The organism is Sphingobium herbicidovorans (assembly GCF_002080435.1).
In the GTDB taxonomy this organism is placed as follows: domain Bacteria; phylum Pseudomonadota; class Alphaproteobacteria; order Sphingomonadales; family Sphingomonadaceae; genus Sphingobium; species Sphingobium herbicidovorans.
In genome coordinates this window covers 230,858-245,944 of sequence record NZ_CP020538.1, presented here as the reverse complement: position 1 = coordinate 245,944, position 15,087 = coordinate 230,858, and the positions used below count along the sequence as shown (strand labels likewise).

Below are 15,087 nucleotides of genomic sequence, written 5' to 3'. Positions count from 1 at the left end.
CTAAAGTGCGATCCTTCAGGATCGCCTGATAAGCTACTCATTTTCCTGCGAAAGAAAAATGGTGCGCCCGGAACGATTCGAACGTCCGACCCTCAGATTCGTAGTCTGATGCTCTATCCAGCTGAGCTACGGGCGCGTTGTGGAGCGGCAGATAGATGGGGGCGGTTGATTGGGCAAGCCCCTTTTTTACCTTTTTTTCCGAGCCGGGGTAAGCCCACCCGAAACGGCAACCTTTGTATCGGTCTACTCGTTTCCGCATAGGGGGTAAGGAGGCGATGAATGACGTTCACTCTCAACTATATCGCACTGATCCTCATCGCCTTGGTTGCAGGTCTGTTGCTCGGATTGATGACCAGTGGGCGCGGCAAGTACAAAAGATTGTGGCGAGACGAGCAATTGGCTCACCGCCAGACGATCAAGGAGCGCGACACGCTCATCCATACGCCTGTCAGCGGTAGGGTGTCCCCCGTACGGTCGCATGGAGAGGGACATGACGACCTCACACGTATCCGGTCTATTTCCGCCCAGGAGGCCGCCATCCTGAATGAAGCGGGCTATCACAACTACGCGCAGATGAGCGGCATGAGCGATGAGCTGCAGGCTACACTAGAGGGCCGACTTGGACGAACGCCTGGGACGATCGCGCACGAAGAGTGGAAGATACAGGCAAAGCTGCTCGAGAACGGAAAGATTCGCGAGCATGAACGCCGCTATATCGAGAGGTGATCGGCAGCAAATTGCCCGCCTGCCCCTCTTTCAAGGAACAGGCGGGTCGAAAGGTTACTTGCTTGCCAGTGCTGCCTGCGCGGCAGCTAAACGGGCGATAGGAACGCGATAGGGCGAAGCCGACACATAATCGAGACCGGTCCGCTCGCAGAAGGCGATGGACGCCGGGTCGCCACCATGCTCGCCGCAAATGCCCAGCTTGATGCCAGGACGGCTAGCACGACCACGCTCGGTAGCCAGTTCAATGAGTTCGCCCACGCCCTCCACATCGATGCTGACGAACGGATCGCGCGCGAAGATGCCCTTATCCACATATTGGGTCAGGAAACGGCCGGCGTCATCACGGCTGATGCCTATCGTCGTCTGTGTCAGGTCGTTGGTGCCGAAGGAGAAGAATTCGCCAACCTCAGCGATCTCGCCAGCCTTGAGCGCGGCGCGCGGCAGTTCGATCATGGTGCCGACGAGATATTCGACCGATCCGCCTTGTTCTGCGAAGACCTCGCTGGCGACGCGATCGACAATCGCCTTCATCAGCTCCAGCTCCTTCTTCGTCGCGACGAGCGGGATCATGATTTCCGGGATAGGCGCGTCCCCGCTGCGCTGCTTAACGATCAGCGCGGCTTCGAAGATAGCGCGGGCCTGCATTTCGTAGATTTCGGGATAGGTGACGCCAAGTCGGCAACCGCGATGGCCGAGCATCGGGTTGAACTCGTGCAATTCGGCGGCACGGCGCTTGAGTGCATCCACGCCAACGCCCGCAGCCTTGGCCACTTCTTCGAACTCCGCCTCGCCATGGGGCAGGAATTCGTGCAGCGGCGGATCGAGCAGGCGGATGGTGACGGGCAGACCCGCCATGACCATGAAGATCTGCGCGAAATCGTCGCGCTGCTCAGGCAGCAGCTTTTCGAGCGCGGCGCGGCGGCCCTTTTCGCTGTCCGCGAGGATCATCTCGCGGACGGCGGTGATGCGGGCGGCGTCGAAGAACATATGCTCGGTGCGGCACAGGCCCACACCTTCCGCGCCAAAATCGCGCGCGGTCTGGCAATCGAGCGGCGTTTCCGCGTTGGCGCGAACCTTCAGGCGGCGGACCTTGTCGGCCCAGCCCATCAGCACGCCGAAGTCGCCGGCCAGTTCAGGCTGCACGGTGGGCACTTCGCCCGCCATCACCTCGCCGGTCGAACCGTCGATGGTGAGGATGTCGCCTTCCTTGAGCGTGCGGCCGTCGATGCGCAGCGTCTTGGCGGTGTTGTCGATCGACAGGCTGCCCGCGCCGGATACGCAGGGGCGGCCCATGCCGCGCGCAACCACCGCGGCGTGTGACGTCATGCCGCCACGCGCGGTCAGGATGCCCTTGGCCGCATGCATGCCGTGGATGTCTTCTGGCGAGGTTTCGACGCGAACGAGGATGACAGAGTCGCCAAGCTCATTGCGGCGTTCTGCGGTGTCGGCGTCGAAAACAATCGCGCCCGAAGCCGCGCCCGGCGATGCGGGCAGGCCCTTGGTCAACACATCGCGCGGCGCCTTGGGGTCGAGCGTCGGGTGGAGCAGTTGATCGAGCGCGGCGGGATCGACGCGAGCGACAGCTTCCTGCTCGGTGATCAGGCCTTCGGTGGCCATGTCGACCGCGATCTTGAGGGCGGCCTTGGCAGTGCGCTTGCCCGATCGGGTCTGGAGCATCCAGAGCTTGCCCTGCTGCACGGTGAACTCGATGTCCTGCATGTCGCGATAATGGGTTTCGAGGATCTGGAAGACCCGCGCCAGTTCGGCATAGGTTTCCGGCATCGCCTCTTCCATCGACAGCGGCTTGGCCCCTGCCCGCTCGCGTGCGGCCTTGGTCAGATATTGCGGCGTGCGGATGCCCGCGACGACGTCTTCACCCTGCGCGTTGATGAGATATTCGCCATAATAGGCGTTCTCGCCCGTTGCCGGATCGCGGGTAAAGGCGACGCCGGTAGCGGAAGTGTCGCCCATATTGCCGAATACCATCGCCTGCACGTTGACGGCAGTGCCCCAATCGTGCGGAATGGAGTTCAGGCGACGATAGACCTTGGCGCGGTCGGCCTGCCAGCTGCCGAAGACCGCGCTGATCGCGCCCCAAAGCTGATCGTTCACATCCTGCGGGAAAGGCTTGTTCCAAAGCTTTGAAACAAGAGCCTTATATTCGGCAACGAGCGCCTTCCAGTCGTCGGCGGTCATTTCCGTGTCGAGCGTATAACCCTGGTCTTCCTTCGCGATTTCGAGGGCTTCCTCGAACGCTCCATGGTCGAGTTCCAGCACGACGTCCGAATACATCTGGATGAAGCGGCGATAGCTGTCCCAGGCAAAACGCTCGTCACCCGATGCCGCAGCGAGGCCGACGACGGTTTCATCGTTAAGGCCAAGGTTGAGGACAGTGTCCATCATGCCGGGCATGGAGATGCGCGCGCCAGAGCGGACGGAAACGAGCAGCGGATCGGCGGCGTCGCCGAACTTCTTGCCGGTGATCCCTTCGATATGCGCGATGCCGTTGGCGACTTCCGCCTTAAGGCTTTCCGGGAACACGCCGCCGTCCTGATAATAGCGCGTGCACATCTCCGTAGTGATAGTGAAACCCGGAGGCACAGGAAGGCCGATGGCGGCCATGCCGTCCAGATTGGCGCCCTTGCCGCCGAGGAGATTCTTGTCACCCTTGCCACCATCATCGACGCCGCCGCCGAAACGATAGACATAACGCGTCGCGGTCGTGCTCATGCTGGCCTCTTCCATTTTCAACATAGTTCCGGCTCTCCCTGCACTGGTTGCCGTATGTTTGTGCGTTGCAGCAACATTCCTACAACAGACGGGGCGGTGAACGCACCCGCTTTTACGATGATCCTCGACCTTCTATATTCTTTCCGAGCGCTTTACGGCCCGGTTCTCACGAACTACCCTGCAATTTTCGAGAAATCAGCGACGGCGTGAACCGCGTCCCGCACGCGTGCGAGCAGCGCGAGACGCGCGAGACGCTTGTCCGGGTCAGCATCGTTCACAGTGACCTTGTCGAAGAATGCGTCGATCGGTGCGCGCAGGCTAGCGAGCGCACCCATGGCGCCTTCGAAATCCTCCGCCTGCACTGCGGCGCTTGCGCGCGGTTCGGCGGCATCGAGGGCAGCGATGAGCTCGGCTTCTGCGGGTTCGGGGGTGTAGGTCAACGGCGTCACCCCAGCGGAGGCTGGGGTCTCAGCCTCACTCGCACCGCCTGAGATGCCAGCTTTCGCTGGCATGACGGATTGATCGACACCTTCCTTCTTCAGGATGTTGGCGGCGCGCTTGTAACCGGCAAGCAGGTTCGCGCCATCATCGGTGGCGACGAAGGATTGAAGCGCCTTCACGCGAGCGAGCAGGCGGACGAGGTCGTCCTCGCCGCCGAGCGCGAAGACCGCGTCGATCAGGTCATGGCGGACGCCCGCTTCCTTTTGCTGGACCTTGAGGCGGTCGAAAATGAATGCAACCACCTCGATCAAAGTTGCCGCATTTTTCCGATCTCTTTGTTCAACTGGCAACACCGCTGTTGGATCAGAAAGAACATCGACCTTGGGAAATACGTCCTTGATTACAGCATCAGCCAATCCTCGGTCTGAGAGTTGACCAAGCGCAGGCGCAATGCTCGCGATTTTTCCAAGCTCCTCTCCGCGATAGATGTTGGAGAGGATCCCGAACATTGCCTGCATTCCGACCTTGGTGATGCCAACCCGGAGTTCGTTGCCTAGAACCAAGGCAGAAATCGCAATACCTGCGCGCCTTAAGGCAAATGGATCCTTAGATCCGGTCGGTCGTTCATTGATGATAAAAAAGCCTGCGAGTGTATCGAGCTTGTCCGCCAGCGACACCGCCACGGTGACGGGTGCAGTTGGCACCTCATCTCCCTGGCCTACCGGCTTATAGTGGTCGCGGATTGCGTCCGACACGGCATCGGGCAGACCTTCGGCGCGGGCGTAATAGCCGCCCATGATGCCTTGAAGCTCGGGGAACTCTCCAACCATTTCGGTGACGAGGTCGCCTTTGGCTAGGCGGGCGGCTTGTTCGACTAGGTCTGCGAGTTGTTCGGTCGTTGGGGCTTGCCCACCCCCGGCCCCTCCCGCTTGCGCGAGGGGAGCGATTATGCCTTCTTCTACCAGCCAGCGGGCCAGTTTGGCTACGCGGTCCACTTTGTCCGCGACTGTGCCGAGCTTCTCGTGGAAAGTGATGCGTTCGAGCTTCTTGGCGTGATCTTCGAGGCTAGTCTTGCGGTCCTGCTCCCAGAAGAAGCGGGCATCCGACAAGCGCGCCGCGAGGACCTTGCGGTTGCCGGCGATGATCGCTTCGCCGCCGTCCTTGGCCTCGATATTTGCAGTGCAGATAAAGGCCGGGGCGAGCTTGCCCGCGCCGTCGCGCAGAACAAAATATTTCTGATTTATCCGAAGGGTTAGCTGGATGACCTCAGGCGGAACATCAAGGAAGGCGGGATCGAAATCGCCGAGCAGCGGGACCGGCCATTCCGTCAGCCCGGCATTTTCAGCGACGAGGCCATTGTCCTCGATGACGGTATAGCCCTTCGCGGCAGCGGCTTCGTTCGCCTTCGCCTCGATGATGGACTGGCGCTCCTGGTGGCTGACGATCACATGGCAGGCGCGCAGCTTTTCGACATAATCGTGTGCGCTGCCGATGGTGATTTCACCGGGATGGTGGAAGCGGTGGCCGAGCGTGGCGTAACCGCTGCGGATGCCTTCGATTTCGATATCGACCAGATCTTCGCCGAGGATGGCGACGATGCCTTGCAATGGGCGGACCCAGCGGAGGCTTTCGGTCGTCTGGGATGCTGTGCCCCAGCGCATGGACTTGGGCCAAGGGAAGGCGCGGACGACGGCGGGCACGGCTTGCGCCAGCACTTCTACCGTCGCACGGCCGGGCTTGTTGACGGTGGCGAACCAGACGCCGTCGCGGTCCTCAAGCTGGTCCTGGTTCAGCCCGGTCTTGCGGAGGAAGCCTTCCAGAGCCTGTGCGGGGGCGGAGGTGCGGGGGCCTTTGAACTCTTCGCTGACGGCGGCGGTTTCCAGCGGCAGGTTGCGGGCGATCAAAGCGAGGCGGCGGGGTGTGACGAAGCTGTCGATGTTTTCGGGCTTCAGGCCAGCCTTGCCCAGCTCCTCGGTGAAGAGGCGGGCGAGGTCTTCCGACGCTTTGAGCTGCATGCGTGCGGGGATTTCTTCGCAGCGCAGTTCAAGGAGAAAATCGGTCATGCGATTTTCTCCACAGCCCCGGCGGAGACCGGGGCCTTGTGCCGCATGGTGGAGCGCTTGGGGCATGAGATCCCAGCTTTCGCTGGGATGATGGAATTTAACATCTGCATCACGCCACCCACCCGTTCACTTCCATCCACTTTTCGCACGAACCCTTGGCAAGGTCGCGGACGCGACCGATGTAGCTGGCGCGTTCCTGGACGGAGATGACGCCGCGCGCCTGAAGCAGGTTGAAGACATGGCTCGCCTTGATCGCCTGATCATAGGCGGCGAGCGGGACGCCCGCTTCGAGACTCGCCTTGCACTCGGCTTCGGCGTCCTTGAACCAGCGGAACAGCTTTTCGGTGTCGGCGATCTCGAAATTCCATTTCGACATCTGCTGCTCATTAGCGAGGAACACGTCGCCATAGGTGACGCCCCCGTCGTTGAACTTCAGGTCATAGACGCTGTCGACGCCCTGAATATACATGGCAAGGCGTTCGAGGCCGTAGGTCAACTCGCCCGCGACGGGCTTGCAGTCGAGTCCGCCCATCTGCTGGAAATAGGTGAACTGGGTGACTTCCATGCCGTCGCACCAGACTTCCCAGCCAAGGCCCCAGGCGCCCAGCGTCGGGCTTTCCCAGTCGTCCTCTACGAAGCGAATGTCGTGCACCAGCGGGTCGATGCCGATCTCCACCAGCGATCCCAGGTAGAGTTCCTGCAGGTTCGCCGGGGACGGCTTCATGATCACCTGATATTGGTAATAATGCTGGAGGCGATTGGGGTTTTCGCCATAGCGGCCATCGGTCGGGCGACGGCTGGGCTGCACATAGGCGGCGTTCCAGGCGTCGGGACCAAGGCTGCGCAAGGTGGTGGCGGGGTGGAAGGTGCCCGCGCCGACTTCCATGTCATAGGGTTGCAGGATGACGCACCCCTGCTTTCCCCAATAGGCGTGCAGGGTCAGGATCAGGTCCTGAAAGGAAAGCGGCTTGCCTGTCGCCACGGACGGTCCCTTGCGAAAATGACGGTTTGATCGCGCGCGCCTTGGCGCAGGAGGGCTTTAGGGTCAAGGGAAAGCCGGTGGAAAGGCAGTTAATCCGCTTGCCCTGAAGGCCCCTGCCCCGCATGGATGGCGGCGAAACCCTTCGATATGGATCGATGCCGATATGAAATGGCCCCTTCCCCGCTTGCTGGCTGCTGGCCTGCTGTTGCTGACCGGCTGTGCGCAGGAACAGACGGCTTCCGCGCGCCCTGCTGCGGCGAAAGCTGCCTATGTGACGCCTGCGCTGTGGCGGGTGAAGGATGCGGATACGACCATCTATCTGTTCGGCACGGTGCATGTTCTGAAGCCAGGGACCGAATGGTTCCAGGGCGGGATCAAGCGGGCGTTCGATGGGGCGGACGAGTTGGTGCTGGAGATTGTCGAGCCTGAGGATGCGCAGGCGATGGCAGCTTCGATGGCGCATACGGCGCTGGCGCGGGACGGGGTGAAGCTGTCTGACCGGCTCGGCGCGGAGGAACGTGGGAAATATCAGGCGGCGATGGTGGCGAACAGCCTTCCCTGGCAGATATTCGAGGCGTTCAACCCGTGGATGGCGGGCATCGCGCTGTCCGTGCAGCCGCTGGAGAAGCTCGGCTACAAGGCGGATCTGGGCGCGGAAAAGACTTTGACGGCGGCGGCGAAGGCTGCGGGGAAGAAGATCGGGGCGCTGGAGACGGTGGAGCAGCAACTCGGCTATTTCGCGGGCCTGCCGATGGAAAGCCAGGTCAGGTTCCTGAACGCGACAGTCGACGGCCTGCCGGACATGGATGCTGAGTTCGCCCGGCTGATCGCGCATTGGAAGGAGGGCGATCCCGAGAAGCTGGCGGCGGAGATGAACGAGTCGCTGGAAACTACGCCTGAACTGGCTCAGGTGCTGCTGATCCAACGAAATGCCAATTGGGCGAAGTGGATCAAGGGAAGGCTGGCGCAGCCCGGGACGGTTTTCATCGCGGTCGGCGCGGGTCATCTGGCGGGCAAGGGCAGCGTGCAAGATCAGCTGAAGGCGCTGGGAGTGGCGTCCGCCAGGGTGGCCGAGTGAGCTTGCTGCGATGGCTGGGTTTGTGCGCGCTGCTGCTGGTGGCGGCCTGCGGGCGCGAGCCGGTAGCGCCTCCAGCAGGAAAAGGCCCCGCACTTTGGCGCGTGGAGGGGCATGGGCTGGATGGGTGGCTGTTCGGTACCATCCATGTTCTGCCCAAAGGCGTGGCGTGGCGGACGGACAAGATCAGGGCGGCGATCAAGGAAGCTGACCAGCTGGTGCTGGAATCGGCGGAAATCCAGGATCGCGCACGCACCATGGCGCTGTTTGAGAAGATGGGGCGCAGTCCTGGCTTGCCTCCCCTGGAGGCCCGCGTGCCGGTCGATGAACGGGAGGAGCTTCAGCGGATTGCCGGTGAGGGCGGGACGAGCACGCAGCTTTTGTCCAGCTATGAAAGCTGGGCGGCGGCCATGCTGGTGTCGGCGGCGGCTCAGCAATCCTTGCATGTAAGCGGGGACGAAGGCGTCGAACCCTCACTAATCGGCGAATTTCGTACAGCGGACAAGCCGATCAGCGGACTGGAAACGGTGGCGCGCCAGTTTGGCGCCTTCGATACGCTGCCGGAGGCTGCGCAGCGGCGCCTACTGGCACAGACGATCGAAGAGACACAGGGAATGAAGGCGCTCTATGAGCGCATTTTGCGGGCATGGCTGGAAGGCGACTTGGCGGCGATCGCGCGGGAAGATGAGATGGGGGAGCAGCCCGATCCTATGGTGGTGGAGGCGGTACTGGTCGCCCGCAATCGGGGCTGGAGTGAGGCTGTGGGGAAGCTTCGGGGGCGTCCCTTCATTGCGGTGGGAACGGGGCATCTGACCGGGCGGGATAATCTGATCGGGTTGCTGGAAGCCAAGGGGTATAAGATTACGCGGGTGCAGTGAGTGGTTTCTCGACTGCGCTCGAAACGGACGGAGGGTGAGGGCGTCGCTTGCCTTCTCCCGCTTTTCTGCTATTGGGCCCCGGTCCCGGCATGGTCATCCCTGGAGGCGTGACGGGCGCTTACATCAATTTGCTTTTGGAGACACGCAATGAGCGAGCAGCTTACGCTGTCGGCCGAGGCACGCGATCGGGCAGGCAAGGGAGCCTCCCGCGCTCTCCGCCGCGAGGGCCGCGTACCCGCCGTCATCTATGGTAACAATGAAGAACCGCAGTCGATCCACATTGAGGAAAAGCTCCTCAACAAGCTGCTCGGCACCGGCCATTTCTTCAACTCGGTCGTCATGGTCGAGGTTGGCGGCAAGCAGGTTCGCACCCTGCCCAAGGACGTCGCTTTCCATCCTGTGACCGATCGTCCGCTGCACGCCGACTTCCTGCGCGTTTCGGAACATGCCACAGTCCACGTCAACGTGCCGGTGCGCTTCGACAATGAAGATGCTTCGCCGGGCCTCAAGAAGGGCGGCGTGCTGAACATCGTCGCGCATGAGATCGAACTGATCGTCGATGCGGCCGAAATCCCCGATGATGTCGTCGTCGATCTGACCGGCCTGGATGTCGGCGAATCGATTCACATCAGCGCCGTGAAGCTGCCCAAGGGCGCAAAGGCCGCTCATGACGAGCAGGACTTCACCGTTGCCACCGTGGTCGCTCCCTCTGCGCTCAAGAGTGCTGAGGGCGACAACGAAACCCCTGCGGAAGGCGAATAAGCCTTTCGACATTCACCTTCGGGGTGGAAATTCAAATCCCGTCCGCCTACTCGGCGGGCGGGATTTTTATTGGGAGTTGATGCGCGATGCAGATCTGGGTGGGCCTAGGCAATCCGGGCGCCCAATATGCGATGCACCGGCATAATGTCGGCTTCATGGCGGCCGATGTCATCGCCGACATGTATCGCTTTTCAGCGCCCAGGAAACAGTTTCAGGGATGGGTTCAGGAAGGCCGGATCGGACCCGAAAAAATCATCCTGCTAAAGCCCGCGACCTTCATGAACGAAAGCGGGCGCTCAGTCGGTGAAGCAATGCGTTTTTACAAGCTGACGCCACAGGATGTGACCGTTTTTCATGATGAGTTGGACCTTGCGCCGATGAAGGTGAAGGTGAAACGCGGCGGCGGCAATGCGGGACATAATGGCTTGCGATCAACCGATGCCCATATAGGTGCGGATTTCCGCCGCGTGCGCATCGGCATCGGCCATCCGGGGCATAAGGACCGGGTTCATGGTTATGTGCTTGGCAATTATCACAAGAGCGAGATGGACGCCCTTTCCGATATGCTGGGGGCTATCGGAGCGGAAGCGGAATGGCTCGCCAAGGAAGATGACGCGCGGTTCATGAATGAGGTGGCGCTGCGGCTGGCGGAATGAGCGTCATTCCGGGCAGCGCGATTGGCGACTGAGCGCCGCGCCTGCACGACAAACTGCGATGGACGGATTGCCGAGAGTCGCGCTGGCAGGCCATAGAGGGGATCTGACTTTCCATTTTTCCCAAAGAGGGGACGCGGGTGATCAAGACCGTTGCGACGACGCCTTTCACCGACCAGAAGCCAGGCACGTCGGGCCTGCGCAAAAAGGTCCGCATTTTCCAGCAGCCCCACTATGCGGAGAATTTCGTCCAATCGGTGTTCGATAGCCTGGAGGGATTTGAAGGACAGACCCTGGTCGTGGGCGGCGATGGACGCTATCTAAACCGCGAAGTCATCCAGATTGTGCTGAAGATGGCGGCGGCCAACGGTTTTGGCCGGGCACTGGTCGGGCAAGGCGGCATCCTGTCTACCCCTGCGGCTTCACATCTCATTCGCGCGTCGGGAGCCTTTGGTGGACTGATATTGTCGGCAAGCCACAACCCCGGCGGACCGGATGAAGACTTCGGCATCAAATATAACGTCTCCAATGGCGGCCCCGCGCCTGAAAAGGTAACCGACGCCATTCATGCCCGGTCGCTATCCATCGAGAGCTATCACATCCTGGATGCGCAGGATGTCGATGTCGACACGCTCGGCGCCAGTCGGTTGGGAGATATGACCGTCGAGATCGTCGATCCGGTTGCGGGCTATGCCGATCTGATGGAGCAGCTGTTCGATTTTTCCGCCATGCGAGCCATGATTGCGGGTGGCTTTACTCTCTCCTTCGATTCCATGAGCGCCGTCACTGGCCCCTATGCGGTTGAGATATTCGAAAAACGGCTTGGCGCACCTGCCGGAACGGTACGGAACGCGACTCCTCTACCCGACTTCGGCCATCATCATCCCGATCCCAATCTGGTGCATGCCAAGACATTGTATGACCAGATGATGGCAGCCGACGCACCTGACTTCGGAGCGGCTTCCGACGGTGACGGCGATCGCAACCTCATCATCGGACGGCATTGCTATGTCACCCCATCGGACTCGCTGGCTGTTTTGGCAGCCAATGCCCATCTGGCGCCCGGCTATGCCAAGGGGCTCAAGGGCATCGCCCGGTCGATGCCAACCAGCGGCGCGGCGGACCGGGTAGCCAAAAAGCTCGGCGTTCCGCTCTTTGAAACCCCAACCGGTTGGAAATTCTTCGGCAACCTGCTGGATGCGGGAATGGCGACAATCTGCGGAGAAGAAAGCGCGGGCACCGGATCGGACCATGTCCGCGAGAAGGATGGCGTATGGGCCGTCTTGCTCTGGCTAAACATATTGGCGGTGCGGCGGCAGAGCGTTGCGCAGATCATGGCCGAGCATTGGGCGACCTATGGCCGAAACTATTATGCACGACACGACTATGAAGCGATCTCCAAAGATCGCGCCGACGCACTAATGCTCGCACTACAGGATCAGCTCACGACCCTCCCGGGAAGCATTAACAGCGGCGGGACGATTAGAAGTGCGGATGATTTTGCCTATACCGATCCCACAGACCAATCGGTCAGCCGCAATCAAGGCATACGCCTGCTGTTCGAAGATGGATCGCGTATCGTGTTCCGCTTGTCAGGCACTGGTACTGAAGGGGCAACATTGCGCGTCTATATCGAGCGTTACGTTGACCAGACCGGCAAGTTGGGCCTGGAAACGGCCGACGCGCTGCAGCCGCTTGTCCGCGCAGCGCAGGAAATAGCCGATATCCAAGGCTTCACTGGGATGGAACGGCCCAGCGTCATCACATGACCCGTTACGAAAAGTCACGCGGTGGACATCGGATGGAAAAGGCCCGCACCTAAGGGCGCGTCATGCACAGCTTCCGATCATGCCGCGCCTTCGTTGCCGCCTGCACTCTTACCTGGGCTGCGGGGGCATCGTTTGCCCTGAAGCCGACTCAGTCAGCCGCCGCGACCACCGAGGACGAGCAGGTCTGGATGAACCTGACCGCGATGGGGCCGGTATCGGGCGCCCTCAGCTACTTCGCGGAAGTCCAACCGCGCATTGGCCAAGGTGTTTCGCAGGCTGATCAGACCCTCCTTAGAGCAGCGATCGGCTGGAAATTGTCTTCGAGTCTGTCAGTCTATCAAGGCTACGCCCATGTGATGCTGCCAACCAATGATGGGCGCGACATCAATGAAGAGCGGAGCTTTCAGCAGGTCAACTGGATCATCGGCAAACCATGGCAGGGGGAACTTTCATCGCGAACCCGACTGGAGCAACGCTGGCGATCCGACGGCAGCGACATGGGATGGCGGCTTCGTGAGATGCTGCGGTATGAAAAGCCGCTCATGCCCGAGAGTAGCGCTGTCAACGCGCTCATATATGCTGAAGGATTCATCGCGCTCAACCGTACCGATTGGGGACAGAAGGCAGGATTTGACCAGTTGCGCAGCTTCATCGGCACGGAAATCAAGCTGATGGGCACATCGACAGCCGAAATCGGCTATCTTAACCAATATATCGACCAAGCCAGCGGCGCCAAGCGAATGAACCATGTCGCGTCCGTCACCCTCTTCTTTCGGCACTGAGCGCAGGCTGGCCTTCGCGCGCGGAACAGGCTATCGGCGCGCCCATCATAATGACGTGAAGGCTAATCCATGGGTTTTCGTTGCGGTATCGTCGGGCTTCCCAATGTAGGCAAGTCCACCCTGTTCAACGCGCTGACCGAAACGCAGGCGGCCCAGGCGGCGAACTATCCGTTCTGCACGATCGAGCCCAATGTCGGCCAGGTCGCGGTGCCGGACGAGCGGCTTCAGACCATCGCGAAAATCGGCGGATCGGCGAAGATCATCGAAACACAGTTGGCCTTTGTCGATATCGCGGGTTTGGTGCGGGGCGCGTCAAAAGGCGAAGGGCTGGGCAACCAGTTCCTGGCCAATATCCGCGAAGTCGATGCTATCGTCCACGTGCTGCGCTGTTTCGAGGATGACGACATCACCCATGTCGAGGGCAAGGTAGATCCGATCGCCGACGCCGAGACGGTCGAGACCGAACTGATGCTGGCAGACCTGGAAAGTCTTGAAAAGCGGGTTCCGAACTTCGCCAAGAAGGCCGCGCAGGGTGACAAGGAAGCCAAAGCCGCTGCGTCCGTGCTAGGCAAGGCGCTGGAGCTGCTCCGCGACGGCAAGCCCGCACGATTGACGCAGCCCGGCGATGATGAAGAAGAACGGATCTTTCGTCAGGCACAGTTACTGACGGCCAAGCCGGTCCTTTATGTTTGCAACGTCGAGGAAGATGCGGCGTCAGCGGGCAATGCTTATTCGGCGCGCGTGTTCGAAAAGGCGGCGGCCGAAGGCGCCAAGGCGGTGATCGTGTCGGCCGCGATAGAGGCGGAACTCATCACCATGCCAGTCGAGGAACGCGCTGAATATCTGGAGGCGCTGGGCCTGGAGGAAGCGGGTCTGGCGCGGATCATCCGGGCCGGATATGAATTGCTGGGCCTAATAACCTTTTTCACCGTTGGTCCCAAGGAGGCTCGGGCCTGGACGGTGGCCAAGGGATCGAAGGCACCGCAGGCGGCGGGCGCGATTCACACCGATTTCGAGAAGGGCTTCATCCGCGCCGAAACCATGGCGTATGCCGACTATGTCCAGTTCAATGGCGAAGCGGGCGCCAAGGAAGCCGGGAAATGGCGGTCTGAAGGCAAAGATTACGTGACTCAGGACGGCGATATCATGCTGTTCCGATTCAACGTCTGATCCATGGCGCTGCGCCCCGGCCAAATGCCTGCGCAGCGCAAGGCCGCCTTTCCCCCTAGTGTCGATGGAAACACCCGGCTGCTGATCCTGGGTAGCCTGCCCGGCGATGCGTCGATACGTCAGGGCGAATATTATGCGCATCGGGGGAACGCCTTCTGGACGCTGATGGGCGATGTTCTGGACGAAGATTTGCGCACCCTGCCCTATGCTCTACGGCTGAAGCGGATGAAGGCGCGGGCCGTCGGACTATGGGATGTTATCGAAAGTGCCGATCGGGAAGGCAGTCTGGACAGTGCCATCCGCAGCGCCGAATTGCGGGACCTTTCGGTATTCATAAGCTGCTTGCCGAAATTGGAAGCGGTAGCATTCAACGGCAAGACTGCGGCGCTTCATGGTCGTCGCCAAATCGGGTTGACGCAAGACCTGACGCTCATCGACCTGCCCTCATCCAGTGGCGCATACGCGATGCTGTCACGCGAGAAGAAGGCGCAAGCCTGGCAAGTTCTGCGTCAATGGGTCGATACGCGCGATTGATGTAAACGTAAGGGCCTCGCGTACCCGGCCGGAGATGGCATAGTGCGGTACCCAGTCGCAATGGTCATCAGAGTGATCAGCCGGTCACGGCGATGATGCCCATTGCCCTGTTCCGGCAGCCGAGATCATTTGTTCTGGTTGGCATCTGGGCGGTTGGCCTGTGCGTCGGCGGCCATGATACGAATGGCGCGTTCACGGGCATTTGCGATCTGGACAATGTGTAGCCCCGGCGACAGATCGAACCATATAATCTTCGCAATGCCAGAACCTTCGGGGCCATCGCCATGATCGCTCGACGACTGGACTGCTCGATCGGTAACCACATCAACCGATGCCGGCTCGGACAACCCAATCCCGATGCGGGCAGGCACCTTCACCGATAACGAGAAGAGACCCCCATAACCCTTCTTCTCCATTTCAGCTGGAGGTGCGACGAACTGAACCTGCGATAAAGGGCGAAGCGTAGCGATCACCGGCTTTCCAAGGATCAACCGCGGCATCGCCGCCGCTTCCCCGCCTGCG

13 protein-coding genes and 1 tRNA gene are annotated in these 15,087 nt (G+C 60.9%); 9 read left to right on the top strand and 5 right to left on the bottom strand.

The window, feature by feature from the left end:
- Positions 1-59: 59 nt before the first annotated feature.
- Positions 60-136 (bottom strand) — tRNA-Arg (locus B6S01_RS01200).
- Positions 137-279: 143 nt separating this feature from the next.
- Between B6S01_RS01200 and B6S01_RS01195 the strand changes: the two genes are divergently transcribed.
- On the top strand, positions 280-726 hold the full coding sequence (locus tag B6S01_RS01195) for a hypothetical protein (protein WP_037468562.1): 447 nt from the start codon (positions 280-282) through the stop codon (positions 724-726).
- A gap of 54 nt (positions 727-780) precedes the next feature.
- Here the strand turns inward: B6S01_RS01195 and ppdK are convergent, their stop codons facing one another.
- From ppdK to B6S01_RS01180, 3 genes are all read right to left on the bottom strand, one after another.
- On the bottom strand, positions 781-3,480 hold the full coding sequence (gene ppdK / locus B6S01_RS01190) for a pyruvate, phosphate dikinase (protein ID WP_037468559.1): 2,700 nt from the start codon (positions 3,478-3,480) through the stop codon (positions 781-783).
- Positions 3,481-3,629: 149 nt separating this feature from the next.
- Positions 3,630-5,960 carry a glycine--tRNA ligase subunit beta gene (gene glyS / locus B6S01_RS01185; RefSeq protein WP_037468558.1) on the bottom strand — a complete coding sequence of 777 codons (2,331 nt, stop codon included), beginning with the start codon at positions 5,958-5,960 and terminating at the stop codon, positions 3,630-3,632.
- Positions 5,961-6,069: 109 nt separating this feature from the next.
- Positions 6,070-6,942, bottom strand: a complete 873-nt coding sequence (locus tag B6S01_RS01180) for a glycine--tRNA ligase subunit alpha (protein WP_037468557.1) — start codon at positions 6,940-6,942, stop codon at positions 6,070-6,072.
- Positions 6,943-7,105: 163 nt separating this feature from the next.
- Between B6S01_RS01180 and B6S01_RS01175 the strand changes: the two genes are divergently transcribed.
- The 8 genes from B6S01_RS01175 to B6S01_RS01140 all read left to right on the top strand — a co-directional run bounded on the left by B6S01_RS01175 (position 7,106) and on the right by B6S01_RS01140 (position 14,565).
- Complete coding sequence (locus B6S01_RS01175) at positions 7,106-8,020, top strand: TraB/GumN family protein (RefSeq protein ID WP_037468556.1); 915 nt, start codon at positions 7,106-7,108, stop codon at positions 8,018-8,020.
- Positions 8,017-8,895 carry a TraB/GumN family protein gene (locus tag B6S01_RS01170; protein WP_051908562.1) on the top strand — a complete coding sequence of 293 codons (879 nt, stop codon included), beginning with the start codon at positions 8,017-8,019 and terminating at the stop codon, positions 8,893-8,895. Before B6S01_RS01175 ends, B6S01_RS01170 begins: the two co-directional genes overlap by 4 nt.
- A 147-nt stretch (positions 8,896-9,042) precedes the next feature.
- Positions 9,043-9,657, top strand: coding sequence for a 50S ribosomal protein L25/general stress protein Ctc (locus B6S01_RS01165; RefSeq protein ID WP_037468554.1), 615 nt, complete (start codon positions 9,043-9,045; stop codon positions 9,655-9,657).
- Between the two features lie 86 nt (positions 9,658-9,743).
- Positions 9,744-10,313, top strand: a complete 570-nt coding sequence (gene pth / locus B6S01_RS01160) for an aminoacyl-tRNA hydrolase (protein WP_037468552.1) — start codon at positions 9,744-9,746, stop codon at positions 10,311-10,313.
- Positions 10,314-10,450: 137 nt separating this feature from the next.
- On the top strand, positions 10,451-12,079 hold the full coding sequence (locus tag B6S01_RS01155; protein WP_037468550.1) for an alpha-D-glucose phosphate-specific phosphoglucomutase: 1,629 nt from the start codon (positions 10,451-10,453) through the stop codon (positions 12,077-12,079).
- A 62-nt stretch (positions 12,080-12,141) separates the two neighbouring features.
- Entirely contained in the window at positions 12,142-12,861 is a 720-nt protein-coding gene (locus B6S01_RS01150; protein ID WP_081570259.1) for a DUF2490 domain-containing protein, read from the top strand.
- A 69-nt stretch (positions 12,862-12,930) separates the two neighbouring features.
- Positions 12,931-14,031, top strand: coding sequence for a redox-regulated ATPase YchF (ychF, locus tag B6S01_RS01145; RefSeq protein WP_037468548.1), 1,101 nt, complete (start codon positions 12,931-12,933; stop codon positions 14,029-14,031).
- A 3-nt stretch (positions 14,032-14,034) separates the two neighbouring features.
- A complete protein-coding gene (locus B6S01_RS01140; protein WP_037468546.1) occupies positions 14,035-14,565 on the top strand; it encodes a DNA-deoxyinosine glycosylase in 531 nt (176 codons plus the stop codon).
- A gap of 125 nt (positions 14,566-14,690) precedes the next feature.
- Here B6S01_RS01140 and B6S01_RS01135 read toward each other — a convergent pair whose 3' ends face one another.
- The gene (locus tag B6S01_RS01135; protein WP_157704804.1) at positions 14,691-15,065 is read right to left on the bottom strand and encodes a hypothetical protein; all 375 of its coding nucleotides are present in this window, start codon (positions 15,063-15,065) and stop codon (positions 14,691-14,693) included.
- Positions 15,066-15,087: the final 22 nt, after the last annotated feature.